This is a genomic window from Brevundimonas sp. NPDC058933 (assembly GCF_049315965.1).
Classification (GTDB): domain Bacteria; phylum Pseudomonadota; class Alphaproteobacteria; order Caulobacterales; family Caulobacteraceae; genus Brevundimonas.
The window spans coordinates 20,666-32,902 of the sequence record NZ_JBMOSL010000002.1 but is presented as its reverse complement, the minus strand read 5'-3'; the positions used below and the strand labels follow the sequence as shown (position 1 = coordinate 32,902).

Sequence of the window (12,237 nt, the reverse complement as noted above, 5' to 3'; positions counted from 1 at the left end):
TTGCGGTTTTGACGCTGCGGAAGAACCGTTTTAAGCCCGAGGTCATGATGATCCTGACGCCGGGAGGCGCGCATGTCTGAGCGATCGACGCGACGCGCGGTCCTGGCGGGCGCCTGCATGGCCGCCTTCGCCGGGCTGGCCGCCTGCGGCAAGAAGGAAGAAAAGGCGGCGCCCCAGGCGCCCGCCGCACCGGCCGGCCCGGCAGAGGGGTCGCTGGAGTGGGCGGTGGCTGGGCCCTGGCGCTCGGCGACCGACAAGGCGCGCGATGTCTGGCGTCATCCGCTTGAAACCCTGCGCTTCTTCGGTCTTCAGCCCAGGATGACGGTCGTGGACTTCTGGCCGGGCAGCGGTTGGTACGTCGAGATTCTGGCGCCCTATCTGAACAAGGGCGGCGGCACGCTCTATCTGGCGGGCTTCGCCGAAGAGCCGGCGGCGGAGCCGGCCCAGGTTGCGATCAACAACGCCCTGAAGGCCCGCATCCTGGCCGACAAGAAGCTGTACGGGGACGTCCAGTTCACGGCGTTCGGCCCCACGACCGGGCCGGTGGCGCCCGCCGGGACCGCCGATCTGGTGCTGTTCATGCGCTACATCCACGCCTGGATGGCGGCGGGCATAGCCGAAAAGGCCTTCGCTGACGCCTTCGCCGCCCTGCGCCCTGGCGGCGTGCTGGGGGTTGAGCAGCACCGGCTTCAACCCGACGAGGATCAGGATCCGGCGGCGGCCAACGGCTATGTGCAGGAGGCCTTCGTCAAGCAGCTGGCCGCCGAGGCCGGCTTCGTCTTCGTCGAGGCGTCCGAGATCAACGCCAATCCGGCCGACACCAAGGACCACCCCTTCGGGGCCGACACCCTGGCGCCCGTCCGCCTGACGGCGCCCATGGGCCAGCCGGCCAATCCCGAGTTCGACCGCACCAAGTATGACGCGATCGGCGAGAGCGATCGCATGACCTTGAAGTTCAGGAAGCCCGAGTGAACCGCGCCACCGCCTTCGCCGCCCATGCGCCCCTGATGGGGGTTCCCGGCGCCGCCTCCCCCCCTGGCGGAGAGGGCGACTGGTTCCGCGGCGCGGGCGGGCTTCGCCTGCGCGCCGCCCTGTGGACGCCGTCGGCCATGGTGGCCAGAACGCCGCGCGGCACGGTGGTGCTGAGCCCCGGCCGCACCGAGCCGATCGAGAAGTATTTCGAGGTCATCGGCAACTTCCTGGCGCGCGGCTTCTGCGTTCTGGCCCATGACTGGCGCGGCCAGGGCCTGTCGGCGCGGCTGCTGCCGGACCGGTTGCGCGGGCATGCGCGGGCGGTCGAGGAGTTTCTGGACGATTACGCCCGCCTGCTCGACGCCTATGAGGACAGGGCGCCCAAGCCGTGGATCATGGTGGGCCACTCGATGGGCGGGGCGCTGAATCTTCTGTCGCTGGAGGCGGGGGAGAGCCGCTTCGCCGGCGCCCTTCTTTCGAGCCCCATGCTGCGCATCAAGACCGGCAAGCGGTCGATGTGGTCGGTCAAGCTGGCGGTGCGCTGGAGCCTGCGCCACGGCAAGGCGGGCGACTATGTGCTGGATGACGCCGACGACCCCTTCGACCACACCTTCGAGAAGGACGGCCTGACCTCGGATCAGAACCGATACGACCTGTGGCGTCAGCAGCTCTACGCCTGCCCGCACCTGGCTATCGGCGGTCCGACCTGGGGCTGGCTGGCCTTCGCTCTGGATGCGGGCGAGCGGGCGCTGAAGCCGCGCGCGCTGAAGGCGGTCAAGATTCCGGTCTGCGTGGTCCAGGCGGCCGAAGACGACAAGGTGTGGAAGCAGACCAATCGCTGGGCCGCGCGTCGTCTGGGCCGGGGTCGCTACGTCGAGGTCGCGGGCGCGCTGCATGAGGTGATCATGGAGGCGGATGCGCTGCGTGGCGTCTTCCTCGACGAATTCGACGCCCTGGCCGGATACGTTGCGCCGGCCGAAGGTCAGGCGGCGACCGCCCCGCCGGAGAAGGGCGCGGCCTAGACGGCTGGGTTCAGCACCGCCAGGGCCTGATCCGTCAGGCCGGCGTCGCCGACGGCCAGGATGCGGCCATCGCCGTCCGGCGTCTGACCGGACCAGCCCGTGACCCGCCCTCCGGCCGCCTCGATCACCGGCTTGAGGGCCGACCAGTCCCAGATCTTCAACTCGGTCTCGGCGACGACGTCGATCCGCCCCGCCGCCACCATGGCGTAGGCGTAGGCGTCGCAGCCGAGGCGGGCCAGGCGGGCCGAGGCGCGCAACCGCGTCCAGGCCTCGCGGTCGGGGCCGACGAAGATGTCGGGATCGGTGGTCGCGATCAGGGCGTCGGACAGGGCCGGGCAGGCGCGGGTCTTCAGCAGGGTTTCGCGCCCGTCGCGCAGCAGCCGCGCGCCTGAAGGGCCGCCGAGGAAGATCTCGCCCAGATAGGGCTGACCGATGGCGCCGATCAGCGGCGCGCCCTCATGACGAAGGGCGATCAGGGTGGTCCACAGCGGCAGGCCGGCGATGAAGGCGCGGGTGCCGTCGATGGGGTCCAGAACCCAGACATGCTCGGCGTCCGGGCGGTCTTCGCCATACTCCTCGCCGATGACGCCATGCTCGGGATAGCGCGCGGCGATCCGGCGACGAATGGCGGCTTCCGCAGCGCGATCGGCCTCGGTGACGGGATCGAAGCCGCCCGGGCCCGCCTTGTTTTCCTCGACGTTGTCGCCACGGAAATAGGGCAGGGCCGTGCGCGCGGCCTCATGCGACAGTTCGACAGCGAAGGCTTCCAGCTCGGTCATGACGGCGAGATACACTGCCCGCCGTCATGGGGCGAGGGTTGACGACGACTCAGGCGGCCTTGCTGCCCGGGTGCAGGCCGTTGTCGCGCGCGGCGAACGGCTCGAGGCTGGCGGCGGCGGTCCGTTCCTTCGCCTCGCTCAGGCCGTCGTAGAAATAGCTGACCGGCGTTCCCAGCGCTTCGGCCAGTTCCCACAGACGGGCGGCCGAAATGCGGTTGGCGCCGCATTCGTATTTCTGGATCTGCTGGAAGCGCACCCCGACCTGAACGGCGAGTTGTTGCTGGGTCAGGCCCAGCAGGCGGCGGCGGCGACGCAGGCGACGGCCCAGGTGAAGATCGATGTCGGCGGCCATGACGGCCCCTCCCTCTGACGGTTTGTGCTGTGCCGGATCGGCACGGCTCAACCCCGGTGTCGCAAGCGCCGTGCCTGTTCGCCTGAAACGCGAACGGCGACGCTTGTCGTAATCGATGGCAACCCCTGAGCGCGCGGCGCATTAAGGTCGCGGCATCAAGCCTGACTTTATGGGAGGGTACGAATGAGTGGATTTGGATTTATCGCCTGGATCATCATCGGCATTATCGCCGGATGGCTGGCGGAAAAGATCATGAAACGCAGCCACGGTCTTCTGACCAATCTGATCGTGGGCGTGATCGGGGCCCTGCTTGGCGGCTTCCTCGCCAACCTGCTGGGCTTCGACGCAGGCGGCAGCTGGATCGTCGGCATCATCGTCGCTACCTTGGGCGCCGTGTTGCTGTTGTTCCTGCTGGGACTGGTCAAGAAGCGGGCCTGACCCGCTTTTTCTGATCGGAACGACAAAAGGGGCGGCCCTCGCAAGGGCCGCCCCTTCTATTTGGGCAGTCGATCAGGTGTTGGGTTCGTCAGCCGTCGGCGGCTCGACGGGTTCGGCCGGCGGCGTCGCATCCGTGGCGTCGGCCGGCGGCGCAGCTTCGGCCGGAGCCTGACCGCCGATGGGGGGGGCGGCCTGGAAGTCGGCCAGGCTGGCGTTGACGATGATGTCGGCGCCTTCCGGACGGATGCCGGCCACCGAGACTGCGCGGACGGAACCGTCAGCGCCGCGAACGGTCAGTTCCTGACCAGCGGCGCCGTTCTGGGCGCCGACCAGCTTGCCGAGCTCCGAACCGTCAGCGCTCTTGACGGTGGAGCCGGGCGTCAGGGTCAGGCTTTGGGGTTGAGCCGGGGCCGCCTCGGCCGTAGCCGGTTCGGGCGTCTGCGGCGTCGTGGCGTCCTGGGCGAAGGCAGGCGCGGCGATGAAGAAGGCGCCGGCGATGCCGGTCAGCAGGGCGGTCTTGCGGATCATAAAATCTCTCCGAGTGAGCGAGTCTGGCGCTCGCGAAATAGTGAACTCGCTAGATTTCAGATTGTTTCAGCTGCCTAGAAATGACCTTTTCAGCGCCCCAAACGGCCGATTCCTGCTCTATGACGAATCAGCGAGTTCGAGAGGAAGAATGACGACCACGAAACGGCAGGGCGGCCTGGGACGAATCCTCCAGAGACTGGGCGGCCTGGCCTATGAGCTGACGCCTCAGGTCTTCGCCGTGGCCTCCTTCTGCCTGGGCGCGCTCATGCTGCTGTCGGCGGTGACCCCGGCCTTCAGCGGACGGCTGCAGGCGCTGGACCGGATTGCAGCGCCGATCCTGATCGACCTGTCCCACTTCGCGGCCAGCGTGACGGGCTTCCTGCTGTTGCTGGTGTCGGCAGGCCTGTGGCGGCGTCGGCGCGGGGCCTATTACGCCGCCCTGTTCGGCCTGATGCTGGGCGCGGTCTTTTCCGTGATGAAGGGGCTGGACTGGGAGGAGGCGGCGGAGCTGACGCTGGCTGCGGCCCTGCTGCTGCCGTGTCGAGCGGCGTTCAATCGGCGCTCGCGTCTGGGCGAGCCGCTGCGTCCCGGCTGGCTGCTGATGCTGGCCGCCGCCGTGGCGGCCATGCTGTGGCTGGGCTTCTTCGCCTATCGCGACACCGCCTATACCGACGAGCTGTGGTGGACCTTCCTGACCGACAAACAGGCGTCCGGCTTCCTGCGGGCGGGGGCGGTCCTGGCGATCCTGACCCTGGCCGTGGCTGTCCGATCGCTGCTGACGGCGCCGGGCGCGCGCAGCCACGGGCCGGCCAGTCCGTCGGATGTCGAGCGGGCGCGCGCCGCTCTGGCGCAAGCCGACACCGCAACCCTGGAAGCGGGCCTGGCCCTGCTGGGCGACAAGGCCCTGCTGTTCAGTCCCTCGGGGCGGAGCTTCATCGCCTATCGCGTTCGGGGGCGGCGGTGGATCGCCATGGGCGAGGCGGCGGGTCTGAGGGAGGAGCGGCTGGATCTGCTCTGGGCCTTCGCCGAGATGGCGGACAGCTATGGCGGGGCGCCGGTCTTCTACTCGGTGGGAGAAGGCATGCTGGCGGACCTGGCGACCCTAGGCATGGCCGTGCGCAAGGTCGGCGAGGCCGCGGTGATCGACGCCGAACATTTCTCGACCGAGGGCAAGGGCAAGCAGAACCTGCGCACCGCCGTGAACCGGGCCGAGCGCGAGGGCACGACGTTCGAGGTCCTGACGCCAGGCGCCGCGCAACCGCTGGAGGCGGAACTGCGGGCTGTGTCGGACGCCTGGCTGGACCATCACAATGGATCGGAGAAGGCCTTCTCCCTGGGGCGGTTCGACATCGCCTATCTGGACCGCTCCCCCATCGCCGTGGCGCGCCATGACGGTCAGATCGTCGCCTTCGCCAACCTGCTGGCGGGCGCCCGCGGCGAGGAGGTGATGATTGACCTGATGCGCCACACGCCGGACGGCCCGCACGGGGTGATGGACTATCTGTTCACCCGAACGGCGCAGTGGGCGCGGGCCGAGGGTTTCAAGCGGCTGGATCTGGGGATGGCGCCCCTGTCCGGTCTGGAGAACCGGCGCCTGGCTCCGGTCTTCGCCCGTGTGGGCGCCCTGATCTTCGAGGAGGGCGGCGCTGTCTACGGCTTCCAGGGCCTGCGCGCCTACAAGGGCAAGTTCGGTCCGGTCTGGCGACCCAAGTTCATCGCCGCCTCGACCACGACCCCGCTTGCGCTGGCCCTGCTGGACGTGGCCCTGCTGACCAGCGGCGGTTGGCTGGGACTGCTGGGTTTGAAGAAGTAGGCCTGCTCTATCGTCGTCATCCCGGACGACCTGAAAGGTCGATCCGGGACCGCAGAAAGAGCTGACCGTCGAGTGTGTGGCGGTCCCGGCTCTCCGCTGCGCTGCAGCCGGGATGACGGTGAAGGGGGCGGGCCTCAAGCAGCCCGAAGGGCGGTAGACCCCAAAAAGAAAGGCGACCCTTTCGGATCGCCTTCTTCCATCTGAATTGTCGTCAGCCTCAGTCGGGGCGCTGACGCTTCTTGCGGAACGAGGGGTTCAGGATCTGCTTGCGCAGACGGATCGACTTGGGCGTGACCTCGACCAGTTCGTCGTCGCCGATGTAGGCGATGGCCTGTTCCAGCGACATCTGGCGCGGCGGGGTCAGGCGAACGGCCTCGTCCTTGCCGGCGGCGCGGACGTTGGTCAGCTGCTTGCCCTTGATCGGGTTGACGTCGAGGTCGTCCCAGCGGGCGTTCTCGCCGATGATCATGCCTTCGTAGGTCTTCTCGCCGGCGCCGACGAACATGACGCCGCGGTCTTCCAGGTTCCACAGGGCGAAGGCCGCCGTGTCGCCGTCCGAGTTCGAGATCAGCACGCCCTTCAGGCGGCCGGCGATCTCGCCCTTGTGAGGCTCATAGTGGCTGAAGACGCGGTTCAGGACGCCCGAACCGCGCGTGTCGGTCAGGAATTCGCCTTGGTAGCCGATCAGGGCGCGAGACGGCGCCTTCAGGCTGATGCGGGTCTTGCCGGCGCCCGACGGACCCATGTCGGCCAGTTCGGCCTTACGGGCCGAAAGCTTTTCGATGACCACGCCGGTGAACTCGTCGTCGACGTCGATCATGACGTCCTCGATGGGCTCCAGGCGCTCGCCGTTCTCACCGGTCTGATAGACCACGCGCGGACGCGAGATCGAGACCTCGAAGCCTTCGCGGCGCATGTTCTCGATCAGCACGCCCAGCTGCAATTCGCCGCGACCGGCCACTTCGTAGGCGTCGCCGCCTTCGGTCGTGGTGACGCGGATGGCGACGTTGGCTTCGGCTTCCTTCAGCAGGCGGTCGCGGATGACGCGCGACTGGACCTTGTCGCCTTCGCGGCCGGCCAGCGGGCTGTCGTTCACCGAGACGGTCATGGAGATGGTCGGCGGGTCGATCGGCTGGGCGTCCAGCGGTTCGGTCACTTCCATGGCGCACAGGGTGTCGGCCACGGTGGCCTTGGACATGCCGGCGATGGCGACGATGTCGCCTGCTTCCGAGCCCTCGTCCAGGGCCTGACGCTTCAGGCCGCGGAAGGCCAGGACCTTGGTGATGCGGCCGCGCTCGATTTCCTTGCCTTCACGGTCAAGGGCGTGGATCGCCATGCCGGGAATGGCCTTGCCGCTTTCGATGCGGCCGGTCAGCAGGCGACCCAGGAAGGGATCGCTTTCGATCAGCACGTCCAGCATGCGGAACGGCTTGTCCTTGTTGGCCTGGACGGCGGGCGGCGGCACGTGGTCGACGATCAGGTCGAACAGCGGGGCCAGGTTGTCGTTGGGCTGGTTCAGGTCCAGCGTCGCCCAGCCGTTGCGGCCCGAGGCGTAGATGTGGGGGAAGTCCAGCTGCTCGTCCGTCGCGCCGATCGCGGCGAACAGGTCGAAGGTCTCGTTGTGGACGCGGTCCGGGTCGGCGTGGGCGCGGTCGACCTTGTTGATGCAGAGGATGGGGCGCAGGCCCATCTTCAGCGCCTTGGTCAGCACGAACTTGGTCTGGGGCATGACGCCCTCTTCGGCGTCGACCAGGATGACGCAGCCGTCCACCATGCCCAGGATGCGCTCGACTTCACCGCCGAAGTCGGCGTGGCCGGGGGTGTCGATGATGTTGATGCGGGTTTCGCCGGCCTTGCCGTTCCAGAGCACCGACGTGCACTTGGCCAGGATGGTGATGCCGCGTTCCTTTTCCTGGTCGTTCGAGTCCATGGCGCGCTCGGTCGTCGCCTCATTGGCTCGGAAGACGCCGGACTGGGCCAGCAGCTGATCGACCAGGGTCGTCTTGCCGTGGTCAACGTGGGCGATGATAGCGACGTTACGAAGGTTCATTTCGGGCTCGGGCGGACTGTGTTCGGCCACGGAAGTCCGGGCCGCTGCAAGATGCGGAAAGCGGGAAGGAAGCGGCGCCTCTTACAGCCCTATCGCCGGAAAGGCCAGCGGGGCGGTTCGATTGTGCGTCAGGCGGGCAAAATGAGCACGATGGTCGCCAGGGCCAGCGCGACGATCAACAGGGCGGACAGGGCAGCCACAGCGGCCACGCGCGGCCCGGCGCGGACGACGGCGCGCGGATCGACCATCAGGCCCAGGCCCGCCATGGCCGCCAGGGTCATGGCGGTCACCCCGGCCTGCAGCGGCGGGAGGACGACCTCGGGAATGGCTCCGGCCGAGCGCAGTCCCATCAGGATCAGAAAGACGATGATGAACCAGGGAGCCATGTGGTGCAGTTTGGGACCCTTGGCGCCCTCCCCCCCGCCTTCCCCCTTGGCCGAACGCATCAGGCCCAGCACCAGACAGACCGGACCCAGCATCAGGACGCGGACCAGCTTGACGATGGCGCCGGTCTGGACGGCCAGCATGCCGGCAGGGGCGGCGGCGGCCAGCACCTGGGGCACCGCATAGACGGTCAGGCCGGCCAGGACGCCGACCTTGGTCGCGTCGAAACCCATCAGCGCTCCGACGGCGGGAACCAGCAGAACCACAAGAATGCCGAGGACGGCGGTGAAACCAATGGCGGCGGCCACGTCCTGACCCTCGGCCTCGATCACAGGGGCGACGGCGGCGATGGCGGAGTTGCCGCAGATGGCGTTGCCGCAGGCCACCAGCAGGGCCATGGCCGGCGGCAGGCCGAAGGCGCGACCCAGGGCGTAGCCGCCGACGATGGCCAGGGCGACCACGCCGACGATGGCCAGCAGCAGCACGGGCCCCAGCGCCATGACGGCGGCGCCGGACACGGTGGCGCCCAGCAGGGCGACCGCGACCTCCAGCAGGGTCTTGGCGCTGAACTGAACGCCCGGCGTCCAGAGGCTGGACGGAGTCCAGAAGAGGCGCAGGCCGGCGCCCAACAGGATGGCGATGACCAGGCCCTCGATCCACGGATGAGAAAAGAGGGCGGTCTCGATCAGTTGAAGGCCGAAGGCGATGGCGCCGATGCCGGCGCTCAACAGCACCCCGGGCAGCAGGCGCGCCATGCCGTGCAGCGGACCGAACAGGCTGGCGTGGGCGGGGACCGGATGGTGAGCGATCGTCATGTCGCCGCATCATCTGCTCCGACCTCTGATCGTTCCAACGGATAGTTCTGGATTTAATGATCGATAAAAGCGATTGATTGGCCATGACGCTGGAACAGCTTCGCATCTTTGTCGCCGTGGCCGAGCGTCTGCATATGACGCGGGCGGCCGAGGCGTTGAACCTGACCCAGTCGGCGGTCAGCGCGGCGGTCGCGGCGCTGGAGGCGCGGCACGGGACCCAGCTGTTTGATCGCGTCGGCCGGGGCTTGGCGCTGAACGCGGCGGGGGCCGCCTTCCTGCCCGAGGCTCGCGCCGTCCTGGCCCAGGCCGAGGCGGCGGAGCAGGCGCTGGACGATCTGGCGGGGCTGAAGCGCGGTTCGGTGCGGCTGTTCGCCAGCCAGACCATCGCCGCCTACTGGCTGCCGCCGCGCATGGCCGCCTTTGCCCGGGCCCATCCCGAGATCCAGCTGCACCTGTCGATCGGCAATACGCACCGGGTGGTCGAGGCCGTGCTGGCGGGCGAGGCGGAGCTGGGTCTGATCGAGGGGGCGTTCGAGGCGTCCCGGGTCGAGAAGGTGCGGATCGACGCGGACCGGCTGGTGGTGGTGGCGGCGCCGGGGCATCCGCTGGCGGGGCGGGCCGAGCCCCTGTCGGCGGCGGAGTTGAAGGCGCTGGACTGGGCCCTGCGGGAAGAAGGGTCGGGGACGCGCAGCGAGTTCGAGGCGGCCCTGCCGCGCGGCGTCGCGGCGGGGCTACGCGCCGTTCTGACCCTGCCGTCCAACGAGGCCATCCTGTCGGCGGTGGCGGCGGGCGGGCTGGTCACGGCGATTTCGGAACTGGCCGCCCAGCCCCTGATCGAGGCGGGGCGGCTGGTTCGTCTGCCGCTCGATCTGCCCGAGCGGCCGTTTCACCTGCTGCGCCACCGCGAACGGCGGCCCAGCAGGGCGGCGGAGGCCTTCGCCTCCGCGATCTAGACCCTGGCCGAGCGGCTGCGGATCCAGGCGTAGAGGGCGAAGGTCAGGACGGCGAAGGCGATCAGACCGGCCCACATGGCGGGCCACATCGTCTCCTTGGGCAGAAGCGCGAAGGGCGCCTCGTTCCGTGTGCTGACGATGACGGCGGCGGTGAAGACGCCGAACAGGCTTTCGCCGACGATCAGGCCGGACGCCAGAAGCACGCCCATGCGGCGGCCGACGTCGGCGAAGCGGGTGGTGGCGATCCACTTCTCATAGGCCCAGCCGCAGACGGCGCCGACGACCAGCATGGTGGTGACGGCGGCCGGCAGATAGACGCCGATGCCGGCGGCCAGCGGCGGCAGCTTGATCTTGTCCTTGGTGGCGCCGCGCAGGATGACGTCGAGGATGATGACGCCGACGCCGACCAGGGCGCCGATGCCGATCAGGTCCCAGCGCAGCTCGCCGCTGATGACGCCCTTGGCCAGGGCCGAGATCAGGGTGGCCTGGGGGGCGGCCAGGGTCTGCGAGCCCTCGACGATGGCGGGCGGGCCGCCTTCGAAGCCGAAGGCCTGGTTCATCATGTCCAGGACGAAGGGGATGACCAGGGCGCCGGCGACGACGCCGACCAGCAGGGCCGTCTGCTGACGCCAGGGCGTGGCCTCGACCAGCTGGCCGGTCTTGAGGTCCTGCAGGTTGTCATTGGAGATGACGGCCACGGCGAAGACCACGGCGGTGACGATCAGGGCGAAGGCGATGATCGACGGATCGGCCGGCACGCCCGCTATGGCCATGACGCCCAGCATCAGCAGGGAGGCGATGATGATGGCCAGGATGCCGACGCCCGAAACGGGGCTGTTCGACGAACCGATCAGGCCGGCCATGTAGCCGCAGATGGCGGCCACGGCGAAGCCGATGACAACGACGTAGATCAGGCCGCCGACGACCAGCAGCGGGGTCGAACCGGCGAGGGCCGTGCCCTGGGCGAAGACGGCCAGCAGGACGGCGATGCCGACCAGGGCGGCGAGCGAGAGCAGGCCGACGATCTTGATTGGAATGTCCTGCTCGGTGCGGTCCAGCACCTCGCCGTGGGCGCGTTTCGACTGGGCGGCCAGGGCTGAGGCCAGACCGGCGACCAGAGGCCTGGCCAGTTTGAACAGGGTCCACAGGGCGGCGACGCCGATGACGCCGGCGCCGATGAAGCGGACTTCCCGCGCCCAGACGGTCATGGCCAGTTCCTCGGCCGGGGCGCCGGCGGGCAGGCTGGCGGCGATGGACGGCACGCCGTGGGCGGCGGCCCAGGCAACGAACTCTGGCGAGGTCAGGATGGGCACGAAGATCAGCCAGGCCAGGACCAGGCCGAACAGCTGGGTCAGGCCGACGGCCAGGCCGATCAGGTGGCCGGCGCCCAGAAGGGCGAACTGCATGGAGAAGCCGACGCCGGTGGCGCCCCCGCCCAGAGCCGCGGGCAGGCGCAGGAAGGCGGTGGTCTCGGCGGCGAAGACGCGGGCCGAGGCCAGGAAGGCGAAGAAGGCCGAGGCGATGGCGCTGCCGATGACGACGAACAGGCCCGAACGGTTCTCGCGCACCGCGCTTTCGGATTCATCCGCGCCCGGCGAGCCGACCTTGAGCACCTCGGCGGCGGCGACGCCCTCGGGGTAGGGCAGGCCGCCCTGGACCACCAGGGTGCGGCGCAGGGGAATGGAGAAGGTCACGCCCAGCACGCCGCCGAGCACGCAGATCGCCACCGACTCCCAGAAGGGGAAGTTCATCCACCAGCCGATCATGACCAGACCGGGCAGGACGAAGATGATCGAGCTCATGGCGCCGCCGACCGAGGCGACGGTCTGGACCGTCATGTTCTCCCAGATGGTCGAACCCTTGAAGGCGCGCAGCAGGGCCATCGAAATGACCGCCGCCGGAATGGCCGAGGCGAAGGTCAGGCCGACCTTCAGCCCCAGATAGGTGTTGGCCGCCGTAAACACCGCCGCCAGCAAGCAGCCCAGGATCAGGGCGCGGATGGTCAGCTCGATGCGTTTTCCGGTGGTGGGAGGACTGTCTGTCATGCGGGGCTCTTTTCCGTTGTCGCGCGGAGGTAATCCTGAAAGCGGCGCTGTGACAACGGGTCGCGGAGAGATAGGCGAGCACCTCT

10 protein-coding genes and 1 pseudogene are annotated in these 12,237 nt (G+C 68.8%); 5 read left to right on the top strand and 6 right to left on the bottom strand.

Annotation, left to right across the window (positions count from 1 at the left end):
* Positions 1–72: 72 nt before the first annotated feature.
* Both ACOZBP_RS06095 and ACOZBP_RS06090 read left to right on the top strand, forming a co-directional pair.
* Positions 73–972: a class I SAM-dependent methyltransferase gene (locus tag ACOZBP_RS06095; RefSeq protein WP_422675518.1), complete on the top strand. Its 900-nt coding sequence runs from the start codon at positions 73–75 to the stop codon at positions 970–972.
* On the top strand, positions 969–1,994 hold the full coding sequence (locus ACOZBP_RS06090) for an alpha/beta fold hydrolase (protein WP_422675517.1): 1,026 nt from the start codon (positions 969–971) through the stop codon (positions 1,992–1,994). Before ACOZBP_RS06095 ends, ACOZBP_RS06090 begins: the two co-directional genes overlap by 4 nt.
* Here ACOZBP_RS06090 and hisN read toward each other — a convergent pair.
* Together hisN and ACOZBP_RS06080 are read right to left on the bottom strand one after the other, a co-directional pair.
* Complete coding sequence (hisN, locus tag ACOZBP_RS06085; protein ID WP_422675901.1) at positions 1,991–2,773, bottom strand: histidinol-phosphatase; 783 nt, start codon at positions 2,771–2,773, stop codon at positions 1,991–1,993. The genes ACOZBP_RS06090 and hisN overlap by 4 nt on opposite strands.
* Before the next feature lie 100 nt (positions 2,774–2,873).
* Positions 2,874–3,125 (bottom strand): annotated as a pseudogene (locus ACOZBP_RS06080) (helix-turn-helix domain-containing protein); the annotation flags it as partial.
* A gap of 183 nt (positions 3,126–3,308) precedes the next feature.
* Here ACOZBP_RS06080 and ACOZBP_RS06075 point away from each other — a divergent pair.
* The gene (locus ACOZBP_RS06075; protein ID WP_422675516.1) at positions 3,309–3,563 is read left to right on the top strand and encodes a GlsB/YeaQ/YmgE family stress response membrane protein; all 255 of its coding nucleotides are present in this window, start codon (positions 3,309–3,311) and stop codon (positions 3,561–3,563) included.
* A gap of 72 nt (positions 3,564–3,635) precedes the next feature.
* Here the strand turns inward: ACOZBP_RS06075 and ACOZBP_RS06070 are convergent, their stop codons facing one another.
* Positions 3,636–4,091 carry a superoxide dismutase gene (locus tag ACOZBP_RS06070; RefSeq protein WP_422675515.1) on the bottom strand — a complete coding sequence of 152 codons (456 nt, stop codon included), beginning with the start codon at positions 4,089–4,091 and terminating at the stop codon, positions 3,636–3,638.
* A 148-nt stretch (positions 4,092–4,239) separates the two neighbouring features.
* On the opposite strand from ACOZBP_RS06070, the gene ACOZBP_RS06065 reads away from it, so the two are divergent.
* Complete coding sequence (locus ACOZBP_RS06065; RefSeq protein WP_422675514.1) at positions 4,240–5,904, top strand: GNAT family N-acetyltransferase; 1,665 nt, start codon at positions 4,240–4,242, stop codon at positions 5,902–5,904.
* A gap of 217 nt (positions 5,905–6,121) precedes the next feature.
* Here the strand turns inward: ACOZBP_RS06065 and typA are convergent, their stop codons facing one another.
* Positions 6,122–7,954: a translational GTPase TypA gene (gene typA / locus ACOZBP_RS06060; RefSeq protein WP_422675513.1), complete on the bottom strand. Its 1,833-nt coding sequence runs from the start codon at positions 7,952–7,954 to the stop codon at positions 6,122–6,124.
* Positions 7,955–8,082: 128 nt separating this feature from the next.
* The gene (locus tag ACOZBP_RS06055) at positions 8,083–9,153 is read right to left on the bottom strand and encodes a YeiH family protein (protein ID WP_422675512.1); all 1,071 of its coding nucleotides are present in this window, start codon (positions 9,151–9,153) and stop codon (positions 8,083–8,085) included.
* 83 nt (positions 9,154–9,236) lie between these two features.
* Between ACOZBP_RS06055 and ACOZBP_RS06050 the strand changes: the two genes are divergently transcribed.
* Positions 9,237–10,106, top strand: a complete 870-nt coding sequence (locus tag ACOZBP_RS06050; RefSeq protein WP_422675899.1) for a LysR family transcriptional regulator — start codon at positions 9,237–9,239, stop codon at positions 10,104–10,106.
* Here ACOZBP_RS06050 and ACOZBP_RS06045 read toward each other — a convergent pair.
* Positions 10,103–12,151: an OPT family oligopeptide transporter gene (locus tag ACOZBP_RS06045; RefSeq protein WP_422675511.1), complete on the bottom strand. Its 2,049-nt coding sequence runs from the start codon at positions 12,149–12,151 to the stop codon at positions 10,103–10,105. The two genes, ACOZBP_RS06050 and ACOZBP_RS06045, sit on opposite strands and share 4 nt — an antisense overlap.
* Positions 12,152–12,237 lie beyond the last annotated feature (86 nt).

Bases quoted from the DNA above. Each gene is read 5' to 3' on its own strand.
- ACOZBP_RS06095 (WP_422675518.1), top strand. From the start codon at position 73: ATGTCTGAGCGATCGACGCGACGCGCGGTCCTGGCGGGCGCCTGCATG.
- hisN (WP_422675901.1), bottom strand. From the start codon at position 2,773: ATGACCGAGCTGGAAGCCTTCGCTGTCGAACTGTCGCATGAGGCCGCG.
- ACOZBP_RS06075 (WP_422675516.1), top strand. From the start codon at position 3,309: ATGAGTGGATTTGGATTTATCGCCTGGATCATCATCGGCATTATCGCC.
- ACOZBP_RS06070 (WP_422675515.1), bottom strand. From the start codon at position 4,091: ATGATCCGCAAGACCGCCCTGCTGACCGGCATCGCCGGCGCCTTCTTC.
- ACOZBP_RS06065 (WP_422675514.1), top strand. From the start codon at position 4,240: ATGACGACCACGAAACGGCAGGGCGGCCTGGGACGAATCCTCCAGAGA.
- typA (WP_422675513.1), bottom strand. From the start codon at position 7,954: ATGAACCTTCGTAACGTCGCTATCATCGCCCACGTTGACCACGGCAAG.
- ACOZBP_RS06055 (WP_422675512.1), bottom strand. From the start codon at position 9,153: ATGACGATCGCTCACCATCCGGTCCCCGCCCACGCCAGCCTGTTCGGT.
- ACOZBP_RS06050 (WP_422675899.1), top strand. From the start codon at position 9,237: ATGACGCTGGAACAGCTTCGCATCTTTGTCGCCGTGGCCGAGCGTCTG.
- ACOZBP_RS06045 (WP_422675511.1), bottom strand. From the start codon at position 12,151: ATGACAGACAGTCCTCCCACCACCGGAAAACGCATCGAGCTGACCATC.